Genomic DNA, 18,820 nt, shown 5'->3' with positions numbered 1-18,820 from the left:
TGCCCCGGCGGGGGCGTCAGTCTTCCGCGTCCCCGAGGCCGCGGGCGGCGAGCGCCTCACCTGTCTGGCGCGCAAACGCCACCGAGGTGATGAAAACAGGGAGGATCAGGGCCCGCGGATTGCGCTCCAGCCCCCGTGCCCGGGCGGAATCCCGGACGTCCGCGAAAGTGCCGGCAATGTAAGGGATGCTCCGCAGCATGATGGCGATGGTCAGGGCAAACCGCTCGGGGTCGGCGCCGAAACGCTTGAAAGGGCCGGCCGCCCTGACCACTCCGTCAAGGAGCCGCTGCACGGGAGTGGTGGCAGTGAGCAGGGATGCAGCCACCACGCAGACCAGGATGTTCAGGACAATCCGCGCCGCCGTTGGTGCTCCCAGCATCCACCATTGGAACACCCCGATGACCACCAGCACGGCAGCGAGCGGCCGGATGGCGGCCCACAGCTTCTTCAGGCCCGCTCCGGTCAGGAGGAACAAACCGCAGAGCCCGGCCAGGACCGCCAGCGACACCCGCCAGTCCACCACAATGAACGAGGCCAGGCCGCAGCCGAAGACCAGCAGGAACTTCAGCGCCAGGGGTGCCCGGTGGATAAGGGAATGTCCCGGCACGTAATTGGCCAGCAGGAAGCCGTGGCCCCTCATCGCGGTTTTCCTGCCGGCAGGCCGTCCCGGCACAACATCCGGTAGTGGTCGACGGCCGGCGCCGCGCCGCCGTCGAACACCACCTCACCCTTTTCGATGACCAGGACCCTGTCCATCTCCAATGCCAGCTCAAGGTCATGGGTGGACATGATGATCTGCTGGTCCAGCCCTGCCAGGGTCCTGCGGAGGAGTTCCCGGTTGCGGAGGTCCAGGAGGGTGGACGGCTCATCGAGGACCAGCACCGACGGGTTCACCGCGAGCACTGCGGCCAGGGCCATGAGCTGCCGTTCCCCGCCGGACAGCTCGTAGATGCTCTGGTCCGCCAGTTCCAGCAGGCCCAGCCGGTCCAGTGCCCCTTCGGCAGCTTGCCGCCGCTCCTTACCGTTGCGGACGAAGCGCCGCAGGGACAGCTCCACGTCCTCCCGGCCAGAAGGCATCACCAGCTGGGACAGGGGATCGGTGAAGACAAACCCCACGTTCCGGCGTACCGTCCGGACGTCGCGGACCGTATCGGCGCCGTCCACCGTGACCCTGCCCTCCGTTGGCTGGACCAGGCCATTGACCAGGCGGAGCACTGTGGACTTACCGGAGCCGTTGGCGCCGATGACGCCAATGCGCTGTTCGGTAAGTTCCAGGCTTATGGAGTCGAGGAGGACTTTCAGTTCCGGTGCGCTGTCCGTTTCGACGGCGACCCTTACACGGTCAAAGATCACGGCGGGCATGGCGGGTCCCTTAGACTTTCGCGGGCAGGGCGGCACTGCGCCGGACGCGGCGCACCAGGATGTCCGGGAAGGCACGGTGGAGTGCGACGGCTATGACGGCGGCCAGGATGTTCTTCACCATGTCACCCGGGTAGAACACCAAATCGCTCAGGAAAGCCTGCCCGAGGGTGGCCTTGGTGTTCAGGGCGATCCCGGCGATGCCGAGGGAGTGCACCACAAAGGCGCTGGTGACGGCGGCAGAGAGGAAGAACCACAGCGCCCTGGCCTTGGTGGTCCGCCGGATCACGATGGTGGCCAGCCAGCCCACAACGCAGGCGGCGATCGGGAAGGCGATGATGTAGCCGGCGGATGGGCCTGCGAGGATGCCCAGGCCGCTGCGGCCCTGGCTGAAGATGGGCAGGCCGGCGAGCCCCAAGAGGGTGTAGAGTCCCACGGCGGCGAAGGCCCGTCCCGGTCCGAGAACCAGGCCGGTCAGCATCACGGCCAGCGTCTGGAAAGTGATGGGGACCCCGAAGCCGTTTACGGCCAGGCCGGGGACCAGGGCTGCGCCGGCAACCAGGGCGGCGAAGACGGCGATCAGGCCAAGGTCGGTGGCGTTCCAGCGGCGGCGCCCGGTGCTGGCGGGATTCTTGAAGGCGGTGTCGGTGTTGCTCATGGCAGTCCTGTCGGGGTTGTACAAGCGGAATCTAATGTACTGCCGACGTTACTGGTGCGGAACTGCGGGCATTTTGTAGGGGGTCTACTAAACGGGTTGCCCGCAGCTACAGGCTGGGCACAAAGGTGGTCGGTTTCCCCTTCCGTTGTGGTGCATGTGGTGCTTTGGAGGGAGAACCGTCATTCGATGACGTAGCGCTGCATCATGTCGTTGTCCTCGTGCTCGAGGATGTGGCAGTGCCAGACGTACTCGCCCGTGAACGAGGAGCCGATGGCCAAGGGTGCTCCGCCGGCTGCACCCGCCCCAAAGGGGACACTGATCCGGGTCACTTCTCCCGGCATCGACACCGCGGTGTCCTTCCAGCCCCGCTCGTTGGCCGGTGCCGCCTTGGGGCGGCCCGTCAGGAACGGCGTGACGGGCACGCTGCTGCCCTGGCCCGGCGTCACCAGCCCGGTGCCAGGATCCACGTATCCGGTGGCGGCAAGGTATTTGCCGACGTCGAAACGCTGGCGGTTGAGGACCTGGAACTGGGTGAAATGCAGGTGGATGGGGTGCGCGTCCACTGTTGTGTTGATCAGTTCCCACTCCTCAAGGGTGTCGCCCTGCACGGCGGTGATGTCGGTGGTGTGGAAGGGGCGGTTGTTCAGCAGGGCCATGATGGGGATGCCCGCCGCGTTGAGGACTTCCACGAGGGTCATCTGGCGGGTGGCCGCCGGGGGCAGGCCTGCCAGCCTCGTCATGGGCTGGGGCCGCAGCTTTTCCGGCAGCGGCGCCGTGTAGCCGGCCTGGCTTTGCACGGTGAACTGCATGATTTCGCGGAGGGGAACCCCGCCTTGCTTCGCCGCGACCGGGCCGTCGGGGTAAGGGGTGGGGGCATTGTTGCCCAGGACCACCTTGGATCCGGCGGACAGGCCGGCAAAGTCCACCACAAGGTCCGCCCGCTCGCCCGGGCCCAGGACCAGTTTGTTGAGCTTGGCCGGGGCGTCGAGGAGGCCCCCGTCCGTGCCGATCTGGGCGAACGTGAGCGCGTTTCCGCCGGACTTGAACTTGAGGTTGTAGAACCTTGCGTTTGACCCGTTGTACACGCGGAACCGGTACTTTCCCCGGTCCACGTCCAGGTTCGGCCAGCATTTCCCGTTGACCGTTGCCACGTCCCCGAAAAACTCCGGCGCCCAGGGCCGTGGGGTGCCGTCGCTGGTCGTCAGCTCCGGATTGGGCGGGTAGGCGAAGGACCCGTCGGGATTGAACATCCGGTCCTGAATGACCAGCGGCACCTCGTATGGGGGCGGCGGGAGGTGGGTTCCGTCTCCGGTGTCGATGCCGGTCCCGGACGGCCCCGGGGTGTCCCGGATGAGGTAGCCGCCTGCCAGTCCGGCGTAGACGTTCAGGCGGGTGATGCCCAGCGCGTGGTCGTGGTACCAGAGCCCGGCGGCATCCTGGTTGTTGTCGTAGTGGTAGGTGTAGGAACTGCCGGGGGTAAAGACCTGTTCCGGGCCGCCGTCGGACCCTGGCCTGGTGTTGCCGCCATGCAGGTGGGTCGAGGTGCGCGGGGTGTTGGCGTCGTCGCTGCCGCGCGGCACCAGTTCATCGTCGATGGCGAATGCCAGCGGGTGCTCTCCCAGCCGGTTGTGCACGGTGAGGGCGAACGGGGTGCCGCGTTGGGCGACGATGACCGGCCCGAGGTACGTCTGCGATGCGCCGTCGGCCCGGTAGGTGAACGTGTCCGTGGAGCCAAGCTGGCCGTGGAAGGCGTGCCCGGCGTTGAGCATGGACAGTTCTGTCTGGCCACCCGCCCGCATATCGAGGACCCCTAGTTCGGCCAGCGTGGGCAGCTGCTCGGAGAACATTGTCAAGGGACCGGCCTGCCGGGCACGTGTGCGGGCAGCCAGGGCGGCGTCCGGGTGGACCAGGATGCCGGCGCCGGCTACCGCACCGGCCTGCAACAGCTGGCGTCGGGTGAGATACATCGCAGACTCTTTTCGCTCGAAAGATGAGTCCCCCTTGATTGACGGTACGAGGGCGGTGCAGGCCGGGAACAGGGCCCTTAGGCCCGCTGAACACGGCACCTCAAGATTGGCTGAAGAAATCGGAAGGAGGGAAAGGTTTCCTTCCTTCCCCCGTCACTGCTTTCTATGGTGGTCCTACAAGCTCGTCTAGGGGGAATTCTTTGGCAACCACCGATGCGTCTGCTGGAAGCAGACATGAAAGAGCCATCATCCAGCAGTTTCGTCCCGCTCCCGGCCGGGAAGGGACCCGCTGATGAGATACGTTCCGGCGGCACTCATGTCCGATGGCCCTTCTGGGAAGATTCGCGGGATGGTGTGGATCGTCCTTGGCGCGGTCGTGGCGGTCGCGGTGGTCGCGTACGCGGTGTTCACTGCCACCAGGCCGGCGCCCGCGGCCTTCCAATCGCCCGCGAAGAACGTCATCTACCTGCTGGGCGACGGGATGGGCCGCACCCACGTCACAGCGGCCAGGGAGCGCTTCTACGGCGCCGAGGGCAGGCTGGTGATGGAAAGCCTCCCGTCCCACGGCTCGGTCAGCACCTATTCCGTGGAGAAGAACTCCGGCCAGCCCGGGCAGGCCGGCTTCGTGCCGGAGCTGGTCACCGCGTCCCCCGCTGCGGCCACAGCCTTCGCATCGGGGGTAAAGACGTATAACACTGCCATCGGGGTGGACGCCAAGGGTGTTGTGGTGCCGACCATCATGGAATTGGCCAAACAGGCCGGCTACCGCACAGGCAACGTTTCCACTGCCGAAGTGACCGATGCAACGCCCGCCGGGCAGATGAGCCATGTCCTCGCCCGCGGCTGCCAGGGACCGGACTACTCCGCCGATGCGTGCCAGGATACCGATGTGACCGGCGACAAGCTGCCCACCAGTGATGTCCGGGTCACCCCGATCGCAGACCAGATCGCCCGCAACGGTACCGCCGACGTCATTTTCGGCGGTGGCATGGCCCGCTTCGACGCAGAGGATGAAAGCGCGTTGAAGGAGCAGGGCTACTCGATCCTGGGATCTGTGTCGAGCCAGATCCCCGCCACGCGCGCCGACCTGAACGGGGCCTCGGGGGACAAGGTTTTTGGACTGTTCAATAACGGTAACCTGACCCTCGAAAAGGCCAAGAAGGACAACCCGGACAAACCCCAGGCGGAGGAGCCGTCCCTGCAGGAGATGACGCAGAAGGCCATTGAACTGCTGAACCAGAACCAGAGCAACGGCAAGGGGTTCTACCTGCAGGTTGAAGGCGCCCTGATCGACAAGCGGTCCCACGACAATGACGCGGCCCAGACACTGGATGAAGTCAAGGCCTTCGACGACGCCGTCGCCGCTGCCCTGGACTTCGCGAAAAAGGACGGCAACACCATGGTTATTGTTACCGCAGACCACGAAACGGGCGGGTTCAACATCATTGAAAAGGGCTCCTTCACGAACGCGGAGGCGGCCGGGCCCCCACCGAACGTCGATTCCGGGAACAGTGCCAACAGCTCCACCCCGACCCGGAACGGCGGAAACTTCAAGGACGAGGAGCGCTCGACCGGAATCATCAATGGCGAAGGCTCAGAGGATCCGAAGAACTTCGGCCCGGCCACCTTCCGGACTCCGGATGATCCCGCCAACGTCAAGGACGGTTCCAAGGAAGCCAGTCTTTGGCTGTCCTACGCCTCCGGCAACCACACGGGCGCCGACGTGCCCATATACGCCTACGGTCCGGGTGCGGAACAGTTGCAGGGCAGCGTGGACAACACCGACCTGTTCGACATCGTGGGCCAGGCCCTGCGCGTCCTGCGCTGAGAATAGCGTGAACTACCACCGCAGAATCGCCGCAGTCCGCGTGATGGCCAGGCCCTCGTCCGCAGCGCACCCGGAGGGGACCCGATGAGCCGCAAGCTTTGGATTCTCCTGATGGCAGCCCTCGCTGCTGCCTCGCTGGCTGTGTTTGCCTCCGCCGTACTGGGTGCTCGGGCACCGGCCCCCGCGCCCGGCGCCGATCGTGTCCCGCAGGCATCCGCTGCCGCCAAAACAAGCTTCCCCGGCCTGGTCAGTGCCGAAGGGGAACCGGACTTGGCAGGACTCCGGACAACCCGGCCTGCCCCTGGCCAGATCCTTCGAGTCCAGGGCCCTTTCGATGACAGGATTGTGTTCGAGGGTTTGGCTTTTGATGGACAGGCTGCCTCCGGGGCAGTCCGAGTCACCAGTGATGTCAGCGACCTGCTCGAACTCCAGGTGCTCGCCGGCTTCTATGATGACCGCGGCAACCTCCTTGGCACTGCACGGTTTGTGCACCATCTCGGCTCCGACGGCCATGGACACTCGGGACCGTCTGAAGAAGGTGAGGAGTTCAGCATTCCGGTACCGGCCGGGCTTGCCCCCCACGCTGTTTCGGCAGCAGTAGGCGTACCCGTCCTCGTCAACGAGTAGCGCGGAAACGCGCACCCGATCGCCGGTACGTGCTGGTACCACGTGTGCATAGTTCAGGTCTTCGCTGACGGTTTCCCTGCCGGGTGCCGCCGGATAAAATCGCTCGTGAGATATCCGTGAGGACCAGCCCCGGCCATGACACCACCTCCGCGACCCTTCAGCCGCCGCACGCTCCTCCAAGGGGTTGCAGCCGGCATCGCAAGTTCCGCTGTGTTCACGGACGAACGCACCCGGTCCCGCGGGGGCAGGAACACCCGGTATGTGAGCGTCTTTGGTTCCGACTCGGCCCCGGGGACTGAGGCAGCCCCGTGGCGCAGCCTCGCGCGGATCCAGGATGCCCTGAGGCGCGGGGATCTGCGCCGCGGCGACGCCGTCCTGCTCAGGCGCGGCGACACATTCTTCGGCACCCTCCACGAGCCGTCCATCAAGGGCACATCGGGCGTCTTGACGGTGGGCGCCTACGGCACCGGGCCGCGTCCAAAGGTTGCCGGCTACAAGGTCAGCAAGCCGGCCTGGGTGCAACACGCCACCGGGGTATGGAAGCTGGACATCACCGCCCGGTCCGGCCAGTACAGCGGCAACACCGGCGCTCCGTCCACCAACGTCGGTTTCCTGAAGGTGGCGGGCCTCATCCGTGGATGGAAGCGGACCAGCCTGGATGCACTGGCGAACCAGTGGGACTTCTATAGCGACGAGACCTTTGTGTACGTCAGGTCTTCCTTCGACCCTGGCGACGGCGTCGCAATCGCCGTCCAGCAGGACGGCATCCGGCCTGCCTCCCACAGCATCCTGGACGGCATTCATATCGAAGGCCACGGAGCACACGGTATTGCGACCGGCGGCTCGGAGAACATCCGCATCAGGAACTGCCGCCTGGAGGACCTTGGCGGGTCCCGGCTGAGCTCCGACGGCACCCGGTACGGCAACGGCATCGAGGTCTGGATCGGCGCGTCCAACATCATCATGGAGGACAACACCATCCGGGAATGCTATGACGTCGCCTTCACGATGCAGGGGACGGCCATGAAGGATGCAAAGTCGTGGACCGACATCCACTTCCGGAACAACCGGGTGGAGAACTGCAACCAGACCTTCGAGATGTGGTCTGCCGGCGATGCGTCTCCAGGGTCCGGGCACATCCGCTGCACTTTCACAGACAATGTCTGCACTGACGCTGGCTACTCATGGGCTGCGACCATCCGGCCGGACACGGACGGCAAGGGCACCCACATCCTCACGTATGACACCGAGCTGCCCGTGGACGTGGAGGTCACCCGGAACCAGTTCATCGGCGCGCGGGACAGCTATATCAACATCAGCGGAGACAGGAAGGCCCCCACAGGGCTGAACCTGCACCACAACATCATCAAGCTAGGGCCAGGCAAGAAGACCGACTACCAGACCGCGGAGACCATCGAGCAGGCCGCACACTGGCAGTCGCGCACCGGTAAGGAGCGCGGTTCAACGTTCGGTGTGCTCACCACCGGCCGTTGCGAAGGGCGATCATGAACACGCTGGGAAACATTCAGGTCCGATGCTCAGGATTTGATCAAGAGCATTGCCTGGATGCCCGGCGAGGCCTACGGTCAGGTGCATGACTCCTAGATCGAGCAGGCAAGACGCCCGTGCGGCGGGACCCGAAGGGTAAGCGGACTGATGCGGCAGCGGAACTTTCCCAGCGCGGGCGGGCTCTGTGTAGGAGCCCTGATCCTGGCTATATCGCTTATCGCCCAGCCAGGTGACCCGAATTCGGTGATGGTCAGGGACCTGCTGATCACCTTCAGCGCCGTCTTCACCGGAGTCAACGCAGTCGGGCTCCTGGAACTTCGACGGCGGCAGGAACTTCCGGACGTGCTGAACAAGAAACCCACCTAGGGTTCCGCAACACCCACGTCCCTCTTTGGGGAGCTGTGGAGTGTTCCCGGCCAGGGCAGGCGACGTTATGGAACGAGCTTGACGTCCTCGCCGGAGAGACTCGCACGGAAGCCGTCGTCCTGGACCGCGACGTCCTGAAGGACGAGGCCCTCGGGCAGGCCCTCAATGCTGTGCTCAATGGTCACGAGGCTTCTCACGGCGGCACCGACGGCGTCGGAGAGGAATCCCGGCCCGCCAAAGTCTATCGAGCGCGGCTCAACAACCAGCCTGCCGGCGTCGACCCTCACTGTGCCCGTGGCATTAACGTCCAGCTCGCGGCCCAAAGCCTCAACGGTGCGGACCACCAGAACCTGGCCGCCATCGGCGGCGCGGACCACCGTCCCATCACCGAGTTCCCCGGCAACGACGTCGAACGGAACGGTCGCGTCCACCGCGAGGCGTTCAGCAACCATCCCGCCCGGCCCCGTGACCACGCCCTGCCCTACGGCTTTGACGTCGTGAAGCAACGAGCCCGCGATCGCCACTGTTCCGGCGTCCAGGGCCAGATCGGCGAGCCACACCTTGTCCCCGCCCAGGCCCGCGGGCGGCGCAGCGCCCGCAGTGGGTCCGGCGCCCGCCGTGGGGGATGGCCCAGGCGCTGCCTCATCCCCGCCGGCCGGACTGCTCACCACCCACCACGCGATCGCAGCCGTAAGCCCCAGGACGATGACCATCCCGCCAGCACCGATCAGCCAGTCCTTTGCACGTGTCCACTCCATCAGGACAGTCTGCTGGCTCACCCCCGGGCCGGGAAAGCCCGTCGTCCTCGAACCCACCCCCAGGACACGTGAAGTCCGCCACAGTCCCGTGCCAACCGCCGGCGGTTGAGGCGGCTGCAGACAGTACGTTCTGCATGGACGGCGCCGGACGGTAGACTTGGATGGGCCGTTCTCCGGCCACTCTGCCCCGGCTCCCTCCCAACATCGTGCGAGGGCTGCGGCGTTCCCTGTTGTGAAAGGCCTTACCTGCTGTGATTACTGTCCAGGATCTTGAACTGCGTGCCGGCGCCCGGCTCCTGATGGACCAGGTGAGCTTCCGCATCGACAAGGGAGACAAGATCGGCCTGGTGGGCCGTAACGGCGCCGGGAAGACCACCCTCACCAGGGTCCTCGCCGGCGAAGGACTTCCCGCCGCGGGGAAAGTGACCCGTACCGGCGAGATCGGCTACCTGCCGCAGGATCCCCGGACGCCGGACATGGAGCAGCTCGCACGGGACCGGATCCTGTCCGTCCGCGGCCTGGACATTGCCGTCGGAAAACTGCGCGTGGCGCACGAGGAAATGGCCAGCGAGGACGCGGCGGTCCAGCGCAAGGCAATGAACCGTTACGACCGGCTTGAATCCGAGTTCCTGGCAGCCGGCGGCTACGCCGCCGAGGCTGAGGCGGCGGCAATCTGTTCCAACCTCGCCCTGCCGGACCGCCTGCTGAACCAGCCGCTGAAGACCCTCTCCGGTGGCCAGCGGCGCCGCGTGGAGCTGGCGCGCATCCTGTATTCGGACGCCGAGACCATGCTCCTCGATGAGCCCACCAACCACCTGGACGCCGATTCCATCGCCTGGCTGCGTGACTTCCTCAAGAACCACCAGGGCGGCCTGATCGTGATCAGCCACGACACCGAACTGCTGGAAGCCACCGTGAACAAGGTGTTCCTGCTGGACGCCAACCGCGCGCAGATCGACTTCTACAACATGGACTGGAAGCGCTACCTCACGCAGCGCGAAACGGATGAGCGCGCCCGCAAGCGGGAGCGCGCCAACGCCGAGAAGAAGGCCCAGGTCCTTTTCGACCAGGCCAACAAGATGCGCGCCAAGGCCACCAAGGCGGTTGCCGCCCAGAACATGGCCAAGCGCGCCGAGCGTCTTCTGAGCGGACTCGAGGCCGTCCGGGAAAACGACCGCGTGGCAGCCCTGCGCTTCCCGGACCCCTCGCCCTGCGGCAGGACCCCGCTCACCGCCGAGGGGCTCAGCAAGTCCTACGGTTCGCTGGAGATCTTCACGGACGTGGACCTGGCCATCGACCGCGGCTCGAAGGTGGTCATCCTGGGCCTCAACGGTGCCGGAAAGACCACCCTCCTGCGGATGCTCGCGGGTGTGGACCAGCCCGACACCGGTGACGTTATTGCCGGGCACGGCCTGAAGGTGGGCTACTACGCCCAGGAGCACGAAACCCTCGACGTGGACCGGACCGTCCTGGAAAACATGCGCTCCGCCGCCCCGGACATGAAGGACGCCGAGGTCCGCGGCATCCTAGGTTCGTTCCTGTTCTCCGGCGACGACGTCGACAAGCCCGCCGGCGTGCTCTCCGGCGGCGAGAAGACCCGCCTGGCCCTTGCCACCATCGTGGCTTCAAGCGCCAACGTCCTCCTCCTCGACGAGCCCACCAACAACCTGGACCCTGCCAGCCGCGCGGAAATCCTGGGCGCCCTCAGGAACTACACCGGCGCCGTCGTCCTGGTCAGCCACGACGAGGGCGCAGTGGAGGCCCTCAACCCCGAGCGCGTAGTCCTGCTGCCGGACGGCGTCGAGGACCACTGGAACGAAGACTACCTGGACCTCATCACGCTGGCTTAGACCGGGAGAGGAAGGCTGGGGTGATCAGGGCAGCACGCGCAAGCGACCTTCCGACGATGCGCGACGTCGAAGTGGCAGCCGGGGAAGCATTCCGGATGCTTGGAATGGATGCGGTCGCTGATGACCCAGCGCCGGCACTCGAAGCCCTCGCTGCCTATCAGCGGGTAGGGCGGGCCTGGGTCGCGAGCGATGCAGGTGACGAGCCGGTGGCTTACCTCTTGGTCGACGTGGTCGAGTCGTTTGCCCACATCGGGCAGGTGAGCGTCCACCCTCGCCACTCGAGGAAGGGACTTGGCCGTCAACTCATCGACACGGCTGCTTCCTGGGCAGCGGCGCGTGGGCTTAGGGGGATGACCTTGACCACGTTCGCACACGTCCCATGGAACGCTCCATACTATGCCCGCCTCGGTTTTCGGACGGTTCCGGAGTCCGAGTGGCCGCCCGGCATGCGTCAGATTGTGCAGTCAGAGGCTGCGCATGGCCTGGCTGCCTGGCCGCGGGTTGTCATGTTGCTGGAATTCCCGGCCCGGTAGTGGCTCGGCAGCGATGGCTTAACGGACGGGCATCTCTTCCGCAGCGGTGATCCGGAGCAGCTCTTCGTAGGTGATGCTGAACATGGAGTGGTGGTCGCCTGCGCCTGCCCAGAGGCGCTGGTGCTCCTGAAGGCTCGTGTCGAGGAGCGTCCTGACTTTTTCCGGGTGGCCCACCGGGGCCACTCCGCCTACCGCCTGGCCGGTGTGCTGCAGGACGAAGTCGGGGGAGGCCCGGCGGATCCTGCCCGCCCCCAACTTTTCAGCAACCAGTTTGGTATCCACGCGGGCCGCCCCGCTTGCGAGGATCAGCAGGGGCTCTCCGCCGAGGTCGAAAATCAGGCTGTTCGTGATCGCCGCGAGATCGCAGCCGAGCGCCTCAGCAGCCGCGGAGGCCGTCGGCACGCCCGCGGGGAAAGTCCGCACAGTGTCTCCAACCCCGGCAGCCACCAAGGCTGCGCGCACTATGGCAACCGGTCCGTCGTCGTGCTCCGTCATCCTTCAGTACCCCTGAGCATCCAGGAGGGCGTCTTCCTCTTCTTCGGAGGTCGCCTTCTTCCGCTTCCTGGGAGGTAACGGACGACGGCGGTGCTCGCCGCCTGCCGGGCGGGGCCCGCCCTCTGCTGTCCCGTCGTCGTCCTCGGCGTCAATGGCCGCGTTGCGTGCCTGCTGGCGCGCAGCGTAGCCAAAACCAACGAACATCAGCACGCCGAACGCGAACCACTGCAGCGAGTACGAGAGGTGTGTGCCTTCCTCGGTGGAAGGCTTCGGGAACGGGAACGGCATCTCCGCTGCAGGCGGCGTCTCCGATGCGAGCTGGCCGTACGCCCCGGTTAACAGTGGATACCCGAGCTGTCCGGCGTAGGCGGCAAGGTCGATGGAAGCCAGCTGGCCTTCGGGGGCACCACGCTGGAGTTCGGGCTCGGGATGCTTCAAACGCACGACGACGGTCACGTCACCCGCAGGGGGTTCCGGCACCGAGTCCGGCGCGCCCGGATTATCGTTGCCGATGGGCAGCCAGCCCCGGTCGATGACCACTGTCTCACCGGAGTCGAGACGGAACGGGACCACCACTTCGTAACCCGGCTGACCATTGAGCGGACGGTTCCGGACCACGCGCTGGCCGTCGCTGAGGTACGTGCCCCTCAGCTCCACCTGCGTCCACTCCATGCCGGGGTCCAGCTCGTTGAATTGTTCCCTGGCGTCTGCGAACGGGATGGGCGTGGCCGAGTAGTTGGTCACCACCCGGTCGATTTCGGCCAGGGTCTCGGCGCGCCGGTCCATCTGCCAGCGGCCCAGGAACACACAGGCGGAGGCGAAGATGGCAGCCAGCAGCAAATAACCCAGCCACTTGCTGGAGAAGAGGAAACGGTACATTCAGCTGTCCTGCCCAGGGCCGCCGGATGCCCGGGAGTCATCGAGCGGCAGGGTTTCCTTCCAGAGGCCCCGTGTCTGAAGGTAGTCCTCGAGCCATTCCCTGTGGTCCGCGCAAGCAAGCCAGGTCTTGCGGCGTTCCGGGGAATGGATCTTGGGGTTGTTCCAGAGGAGCTGCCAGGAAGCCTGCGCCCGGCACGCCTTGCGGGAACAGATGGCACCGGCTTCGGCCGCTGCGGGATCGGTGCCGGCGGCGAAGTCGAAGATGCTCACGAGGCCTTCCTTTCCTGCCCGGACGGGGATTCGTCGTCGTCAATAACCAGCTCGCCCTGCAGGAGCTCACTGCCGGGATCCTCCCCGGCGGGCCGCGCCGGTGGGCTTTCCAGCTCAGCCAGCGGGGCCGAATCCAGCAGGAGGTCGCTGTGGCCTTCGGCTTTGTCGTTCCCGTTCGCGATGATCACGGCGATCCAGGGCAGGAACACCGCCCCGGCCACCGGAATGATCTTGAACCAGCCGTCCACCACGAAAATCAGGACAAGGCACACCATACGGATTCCCATGGCCAACGCGTACTTGATCATGCGCTGGCGCATGTCCTCCGAATGGGCTCCAGCGGCATCCGTGATGCTGTGGACTTCCGAATCGCCGGAGAACCGGCCGGGTTCTCCAGGCGCGGATTGTCCCGCATGGTTTTCAAGGGTCACGGTGGTTTATCACGCTCCAAAGGCTTGCCTCAATTCTCTCACCATCGGCAGTGGCGCCCAAACCCGGGCCGGGGCGGGCGCTAAGATCGAAGTCAGCCAAATCACCCCCACCTACAGCGGCCCCCGCGCGCCGCAGATTCCGGAGCCCCTACATGACTGAAGCAGCCACCGCACCCCGCAGCGTCCTGATCACCGGCGGCAACCGCGGCATCGGCCTGGCCATCGCCGAGGCCTTCCTGGCCAACGGCGACAAGGTTGCCGTGACCTACCGCAGCGAAACCAAGCTGCCGGAGGGGATCCTCGGCGTCAAGGCGGACGTCACGGACGAGGCTTCCGTGGACGCGGCCTTCAAGGAAGTGGAAGCTGCCCACGGCCCGGTGGAAGTCCTGGTGGCCAACGCCGGCATCACCAAGGACACCCTGCTGCTGCGCATGAGCGAAGACGACTTCACGTCCGTCATCGACACCAACCTCACTGGAGCCTTCCGGGTCATCAAGCGCGCATCGAAGGGCATGATCCGGCTCCGCAAGGGCCGCGTTGTCCTCATCTCCTCCGTATCGGGCCTGTACGGTGCGCCCGGACAGATCAACTACTCGGCCTCAAAAGCGGGCCTGGTGGGCATCGCACGCTCCCTGACCCGAGAACTCGGTTCGCGGGGCATCACCGCCAACGTTGTGGCGCCCGGCTTCATCAACACGGACATGACTGCCGAACTTCCCGAAGCCACCCAGAAGGACTACCTGTCCAGCATCCCGGCAGGCCGTTTTGCCGAGGCCTCCGAGGTAGCCAACGTGGTCCGCTGGATCTCCAGCGACGAGGCCGCCTACATCTCCGGAGCCGTCATCCCCGTTGATGGCGGCCTGGGCATGGGGCACTGACCGGCGCCGGCAAACTAGCAGCCGGGCGCTTCTTTGTGCAGGTCACACAAGGGAATTGGCCAGGGCCGCTGGCATGATGGACTGCAGGCCATCAGCAATTTAGACGTTTCAGACAAAAGGAGCCCGCATGGGACTGCTGGATAACAAGACTGCCATCGTGACCGGATCCTCGCGCGGAATCGGCGCGGAGGTAGCCAAGAACCTTGCCCACGAGGGCGCCGCCGTCGTGGTGAACTACCGCCAGAAGGCACCGCGCGCCAACAAGGTTGTACAGGGCATCGAAGCCGACGGCGGACGTGCAGTGGCCGTCGGCGCGGACCTCACCACCCAGGAAGGCGTGCAGGCGCTGGCCTCAGCCGCCATGGAGAACTTCGGTTCCCTGGACATCCTGGTGCTGAACGCCTCCGGCGGCATGGAAACGGGGATGGGAGAGGACTACGCACTCAAGCTGAACCGCGACGCCCAGATCAACATGCTCAACGCTGCCGTGCCGCTGATGAAGGAAGGCTCGCGGGTGGTCTTCGTCACCAGCCACCAGGCCCACTTCATCAACACGGTGCCCACCATGGAAGCCTACGAGCCGGTGGCGCGCAGCAAGCGCGCCGGCGAGGACGCCCTGCGCGAACTCATCCCCAACCTGGCCGAGAAGGGCATCACCCTGGTGGTTGTCTCCGGCGACATGATCGAGGGCACCGTCACGGCCACGCTGCTTGACCGTTCCACGCCGGGCGCCATCGAGGCCCGCCGGGCCGAAGCCGGCAAGCTGTACTCGGTGGAGGAGTTCGCGGAGGTTGTGGCCGGCATGGTCACCGCCGACGTCGAGTCCGGCCACACCGAATACGCCGGCGGCGCAGACTACTTCGGTAAGGGCACGAACTAGGCCAATGCCAAATGCCGGATGGCACGTCGCGCCGCGACGTGCCATCCGGCATTTAAAGGGCGGGTCTTGCTGTTGGGTTCAGACGCCGGCGACGTGCCGGACCGCGTCGAGGTACGGCATGTTGACGGCGACGTCCGCCACGGCCCGCACGGCAGGTTTGGCGTTGAACGCGACGCCGATGCCGGCCGCCCCGAGCATGTCCAGGTCGTTGGCTCCGTCGCCCACTGCCACCGTGTGTTCCAGGGCGATGCCCTCGGCGGCTGCCCACTCACGCAGGTACTTTTCCTTGGCCGCCCTGTCCACCACTGCGCCCAGCACCCTGCCCGTCAGCTCGCCGTCGACGATCTCCAGTTCGTTGGCCTGCCAGTAGTCCAGGCCCAGTTCACCGGCAATCGGCTCAAGGATCTGGTTGAACCCGCCGGACACCACGGCTACCACGTGCCCTGCCGCCTTGAAGGCGGCCACGAGTTCGGCGGCTCCCAGGCTCAGCCTCACCTCGTTGCGGACGGAATGGACGACGGCGGCCGGCAGCCCGGCGAGCACGGCCACGCGGGCGTGGAGGCTCTGGGTGAAGTCCAGCTCGCCGCGCATGGCGGCCTCGGTAACGGCCGCCACTTCTTCCCGCTTGCCGGCATAGGCGGCCAGAAGCTCGATGACCTCCTGCTGGATCAGGGTGGAGTCCACGTCCATGATCAGCAGCTTGCGTTCTGCCGACCTGATGCCGGCCGGGACGAGCGCCGTGTCCAGGCCGGCGATGGAGGCTTCGGCAACGGCGTGGCGCAGGGCGGCCAGCCCGGCCGCGGTGGCGTCCGGCAGCTGGAGCTCGGCCACATGGACCTGGTAGCGGCTATCGCCGGAGGAGGCCTCGGACAGCACAGCGGCGCCTTGTGCGGTGAGGATGGAACGGAGCTGCTGCAGCCCTGTTGGAGACACATTCAGGCCATAGCTGACCGCAGTCACGTTCGAAGTCATGCCTGCCATCTTAGCCAGCGGGGGAGGGGTCCCTTGAATTCGTTGCACTGCTGCTGGGCGCTGGCAGGCAGGTAATATTATCGCTCACACCTGGAGGAATCATTGATTGAACTGCTCACGCCTCGGGAGATCGACCAGGCCCGCCCCTCGGGCCGCTTCGTGGCGAATACGCTGCGGGATCTGAGGGAGCGAACCGGACCCGGTACGAATCTCCTGGAGATCAACGACTGGGCTGCGGCCATGATCCGTGCGGCGGGAGCCCGCTCCTGCTATGTCGACTATGCTCCCTCGTTCGGGCGCGGGCCCTTCGGGAAGGTCATCTGCACGTCCGTCAACGATGCCGTGCTGCACGGACTCCCTCATGACTATGTCCTCCAGGACGGGGACCTGCTGACCCTGGACTTCGCAGCCAGCGTCAATGGGTGGGTCACGGACTCCGCCATCAGCTTTGTCGTTGGGGATTCCGCTGCCCCCGAGGACACCCGCATGATCGAAACAACCGAGAGGGCGTTGGCGGCGGGCATCGGTGCGGCACAGCCCGGGGCGCGCATCGGGGACATCTCCCACGCAATCGGCTCGGTGCTGGAGTCTGCCAAGTACCGGGTCAACACGCAGTTCGGCGGGCACGGCGTTGGAAGCACCATGCACCAGGACCCGCACATTCCGAACACCGGCAGGCCAGGCCGCGGGTACGAGCTCCGCCCCGGCCTGCTCCTGGCAATAGAACCGTGGGTCATGGACGGCACCAGCAAACTTATGACGGCTCCTGACGGCTGGACCCTGTGCAGTTCCAACGGCCGCCGGACCGCCCATTCCGAACACACCATCGCTGTCACCGAATCCGGACCCGTGATCCTCACGCAGCCGGCCTGACGGGCGCCTGGCGAGGCTGCCCAACCAGGGTTTCGCTGTTACCTTGCCCCGGTTATCAGTCGGCCTCTTTTTTGTCCTAGTGTCTACTCCTATGAGTGATGTTCTGGAATTGGCTTCCGTCAGCGTTGTCCGCGGTAAGAAAACCCTGCTGGACAAGATCGACTGGGAAGTCAATGAAGGCGAGCGCTGGGTAATCCTTGGGCCCAACGGTGCCGGCAAGACCACGCTCCTGCAGATCGCGGCCGCGCGCCTGCACCCCAGCAGCGGCAAGGCCGGCATCCTCGACGAGACCCTGGGCCGCACCGACGTCTTCGAGCTCCGCCCGCGCATCGGCCTGTCCTCCGCCGCGCTGGCCACTCAGATCCCGGAACAGGAAAACGTCCTCAACGTGGTGGTCACCGCCGCCTACGGGGTCACCGGCCGCTGGCGTGAGGGGTACGAGCGCGACGACGAGCGGCGGGCTTTCCGCCTGCTCAACGACTGGGGAATGGGCCCGCTCCTCAACAGGACTTTTGCCACCCTGTCCGAAGGTGAGCGCAAGCGTGTACAGATTGCCCGCGCCCTGATGACCGACCCCGAGCTGTTGCTCCTCGACGAACCGGCGGCAGGCCTGGACCTTGGGGGCCGCGAGGAACTCGTCCACAAGCTGGGAGAGCTGGCGCAGGATGAGGACGCACCGGCCATGGTCCTGGTCACCCACCACCTTGAGGAAGTCCCGCCGGGATTCACCCACGCCATGCTGCTGCGCGACGGCGGAGTGGTCGCCGCAGGCCCCATCACGGACGTCCTGACCGCTGAGAACCTCAGCAAGACCTTCGGGCTGGACCTGGACATGAGCGTCAACGCCGGCCGGTACACCGCCGTCGCCCGCCGCTAACAGCGGCAGCGCAGCACCTTGGATCTTCTCAGCAGCATCTTTGTGGCCATCGCCGGCCTCTGGGCCGGCACCATCAACGCCGTGGTGGGTTCCGGCACCCTGGTGACATTCCCCGTCCTGATCGCCCTGGGGGTCGCCCCGGTGGTGGCCTCCATGAGCAACGCCATGGGGCTGGTGTTCGGCACGGCGGCCGGCGCCTTCGGCTACCGCCGTGAACTGAAGGGACGCGGACGCCAGCTGATGCGTCTCCTGCCGGCCTCCCTTCTCGGCGGCATCTCCGGCGCCTGGCTGCTCCTGCACCTGCCGGAGGAGGTCTTCCACTACGTTGCCCCCGTCCTGATCGTCCTGGCCCTCCTGATGGTGGTGTTCCAGCCCAGGCTGCAGGCTTGGGTCCGGTCCCGTGAGGAGAACCCGGAGCACGCTGTGCGCGACAAGCGGCACGGGGTGCTGCTTGTGGTGCTCGTCTATCTGGCCGGTGTCTACGGCGGCTACTTCGTGGCCGCGCAGGGGATCCTGCTGGTGGGCATCCTGGGCATCTTCCTCACCGGCACCATCCAGAACGCCAACGCCATGAAGAACATCCTGGTGCTCGGAGTGAACCTCGTGGCCGCCGTCTCCTACGTAATCTTCGCCTTCGACCGGATCAACTGGCTTGTGGTGCTGCTAATCGCCGTCAGCTCGAGCATCGGCGGACTTCTCGGGGCCAAGGTGGGCCGCCGGCTCTCACCCACGGTGCTGCGCGCAGTGATCCTGCTCCTGGGCCTGGTGGCGCTGGGCTTCATGATCGCAAATCTGCTGAAATAATCACCC

Annotated in this window: 21 protein-coding genes; 11 read left to right on the top strand and 10 right to left on the bottom strand. The window is 66.0% G+C overall.

Annotated elements, in window-relative coordinates; genetic code table 11:
• Positions 1 to 16: 16 nt before the first annotated feature.
• From NFU08_RS00860 to NFU08_RS00845, 4 genes are all read right to left on the bottom strand, one after another.
• Positions 17 to 640, bottom strand: a complete 624-nt coding sequence (locus NFU08_RS00860; RefSeq protein WP_174174549.1) for an energy-coupling factor transporter transmembrane protein EcfT — start codon at positions 638 to 640, stop codon at positions 17 to 19.
• Positions 637 to 1,362, bottom strand: coding sequence for an energy-coupling factor ABC transporter ATP-binding protein (locus NFU08_RS00855; protein ID WP_251420140.1), 726 nt, complete (start codon positions 1,360 to 1,362; stop codon positions 637 to 639). Before NFU08_RS00855 ends, NFU08_RS00860 begins: the two co-directional genes overlap by 4 nt.
• Positions 1,363 to 1,372: 10 nt before the next feature.
• A complete protein-coding gene (locus tag NFU08_RS00850) occupies positions 1,373 to 2,017 on the bottom strand; it encodes a biotin transporter BioY (RefSeq protein WP_251420139.1) in 645 nt (214 codons plus the stop codon).
• A gap of 179 nt (positions 2,018 to 2,196) precedes the next feature.
• Positions 2,197 to 3,984, bottom strand: a complete 1,788-nt coding sequence (locus NFU08_RS00845; protein WP_251420138.1) for a multicopper oxidase family protein — start codon at positions 3,982 to 3,984, stop codon at positions 2,197 to 2,199.
• Positions 3,985 to 4,333: 349 nt separating this feature from the next.
• Here NFU08_RS00845 and NFU08_RS00840 point away from each other — a divergent pair, with 349 nt between their 5' ends.
• The 4 genes from NFU08_RS00840 (at position 4,334) to NFU08_RS00825 (ending at position 8,314) form a co-directional block, all read left to right on the top strand.
• Entirely contained in the window at positions 4,334 to 5,812 is a 1,479-nt protein-coding gene (locus tag NFU08_RS00840; protein ID WP_251420137.1) for an alkaline phosphatase, read from the top strand.
• An 84-nt stretch (positions 5,813 to 5,896) separates the two neighbouring features.
• The gene (locus NFU08_RS00835; RefSeq protein WP_251420136.1) at positions 5,897 to 6,439 is read left to right on the top strand and encodes a hypothetical protein; all 543 of its coding nucleotides are present in this window, start codon (positions 5,897 to 5,899) and stop codon (positions 6,437 to 6,439) included.
• A gap of 135 nt (positions 6,440 to 6,574) precedes the next feature.
• A complete protein-coding gene (locus NFU08_RS00830; protein ID WP_251420135.1) occupies positions 6,575 to 7,948 on the top strand; it encodes a right-handed parallel beta-helix repeat-containing protein in 1,374 nt (457 codons plus the stop codon).
• A 147-nt stretch (positions 7,949 to 8,095) separates the two neighbouring features.
• Positions 8,096 to 8,314: a hypothetical protein gene (locus NFU08_RS00825; RefSeq protein ID WP_251420134.1), complete on the top strand. Its 219-nt coding sequence runs from the start codon at positions 8,096 to 8,098 to the stop codon at positions 8,312 to 8,314.
• Between the two features lie 65 nt (positions 8,315 to 8,379).
• Here NFU08_RS00825 and NFU08_RS00820 read toward each other — a convergent pair whose 3' ends face one another.
• Entirely contained in the window at positions 8,380 to 9,072 is a 693-nt protein-coding gene (locus NFU08_RS00820) for an LmeA family phospholipid-binding protein (RefSeq protein ID WP_251420133.1), read from the bottom strand.
• Between the two features lie 251 nt (positions 9,073 to 9,323).
• Here NFU08_RS00820 and NFU08_RS00815 point away from each other — a divergent pair, with 251 nt between their 5' ends.
• Positions 9,324 to 10,922, top strand: coding sequence for an ABC-F family ATP-binding cassette domain-containing protein (locus NFU08_RS00815; protein WP_251420132.1), 1,599 nt, complete (start codon positions 9,324 to 9,326; stop codon positions 10,920 to 10,922).
• A 56-nt stretch (positions 10,923 to 10,978) separates the two neighbouring features.
• Positions 10,979 to 11,455, top strand: a complete 477-nt coding sequence (locus tag NFU08_RS00810) for a GNAT family N-acetyltransferase (RefSeq protein ID WP_309296820.1) — start codon at positions 10,979 to 10,981, stop codon at positions 11,453 to 11,455.
• 18 nt (positions 11,456 to 11,473) lie between these two features.
• On the opposite strand, the gene NFU08_RS00805 is transcribed toward NFU08_RS00810, so the two are convergent.
• The 4 genes from NFU08_RS00805 to NFU08_RS00790 are packed head-to-tail and all read right to left on the bottom strand — an operon-like array spanning position 11,474 to position 13,530.
• Positions 11,474 to 11,950: a YbaK/EbsC family protein gene (locus tag NFU08_RS00805; RefSeq protein WP_251420131.1), complete on the bottom strand. Its 477-nt coding sequence runs from the start codon at positions 11,948 to 11,950 to the stop codon at positions 11,474 to 11,476.
• A 3-nt stretch (positions 11,951 to 11,953) separates the two neighbouring features.
• Entirely contained in the window at positions 11,954 to 12,829 is an 876-nt protein-coding gene (locus tag NFU08_RS00800) for an SURF1 family protein (RefSeq protein ID WP_251420130.1), read from the bottom strand.
• Positions 12,830 to 13,099, bottom strand: coding sequence for a hypothetical protein (locus tag NFU08_RS00795; RefSeq protein WP_174174532.1), 270 nt, complete (start codon positions 13,097 to 13,099; stop codon positions 12,830 to 12,832).
• Positions 13,096 to 13,530, bottom strand: a complete 435-nt coding sequence (locus NFU08_RS00790) for a DUF3099 domain-containing protein (RefSeq protein WP_174174530.1) — start codon at positions 13,528 to 13,530, stop codon at positions 13,096 to 13,098. Before NFU08_RS00790 ends, NFU08_RS00795 begins: the two co-directional genes overlap by 4 nt.
• Before the next feature lie 152 nt (positions 13,531 to 13,682).
• Between NFU08_RS00790 and NFU08_RS00785 the strand changes: the two genes are divergently transcribed.
• Together NFU08_RS00785 and NFU08_RS00780 are read left to right on the top strand one after the other, a co-directional pair.
• Positions 13,683 to 14,408, top strand: coding sequence for a beta-ketoacyl-ACP reductase (locus NFU08_RS00785; RefSeq protein ID WP_066275721.1), 726 nt, complete (start codon positions 13,683 to 13,685; stop codon positions 14,406 to 14,408).
• 127 nt (positions 14,409 to 14,535) lie between these two features.
• A complete protein-coding gene (locus NFU08_RS00780) occupies positions 14,536 to 15,288 on the top strand; it encodes an SDR family oxidoreductase (RefSeq protein WP_251420129.1) in 753 nt (250 codons plus the stop codon).
• 78 nt (positions 15,289 to 15,366) lie between these two features.
• Here the strand turns inward: NFU08_RS00780 and serB are convergent, their stop codons facing one another.
• Entirely contained in the window at positions 15,367 to 16,260 is an 894-nt protein-coding gene (gene serB, locus NFU08_RS00775; RefSeq protein WP_251420128.1) for a phosphoserine phosphatase SerB, read from the bottom strand.
• 102 nt (positions 16,261 to 16,362) lie between these two features.
• On the opposite strand from serB, the gene map reads away from it, so the two are divergent.
• From map to NFU08_RS00760, 3 genes are all read left to right on the top strand, one after another.
• Positions 16,363 to 17,133, top strand: coding sequence for a type I methionyl aminopeptidase (map, locus tag NFU08_RS00770; protein WP_251420127.1), 771 nt, complete (start codon positions 16,363 to 16,365; stop codon positions 17,131 to 17,133).
• A gap of 91 nt (positions 17,134 to 17,224) precedes the next feature.
• The gene (locus NFU08_RS00765; RefSeq protein ID WP_066275729.1) at positions 17,225 to 18,010 is read left to right on the top strand and encodes an ABC transporter ATP-binding protein; all 786 of its coding nucleotides are present in this window, start codon (positions 17,225 to 17,227) and stop codon (positions 18,008 to 18,010) included.
• An 18-nt stretch (positions 18,011 to 18,028) separates the two neighbouring features.
• On the top strand, positions 18,029 to 18,814 hold the full coding sequence (locus NFU08_RS00760) for a sulfite exporter TauE/SafE family protein (protein ID WP_174174520.1): 786 nt from the start codon (positions 18,029 to 18,031) through the stop codon (positions 18,812 to 18,814).
• Positions 18,815 to 18,820 lie beyond the last annotated feature (6 nt).

Source organism: Pseudarthrobacter sp. NCCP-2145 (assembly GCF_023708005.1).
Taxonomy (GTDB): Bacteria; Actinomycetota; Actinomycetes; order Actinomycetales; family Micrococcaceae; genus Arthrobacter; species Arthrobacter oxydans.
Note: the sequence above shows the minus strand (reverse complement) of the source record. Positions and strands in the feature narration are given on the sequence as shown.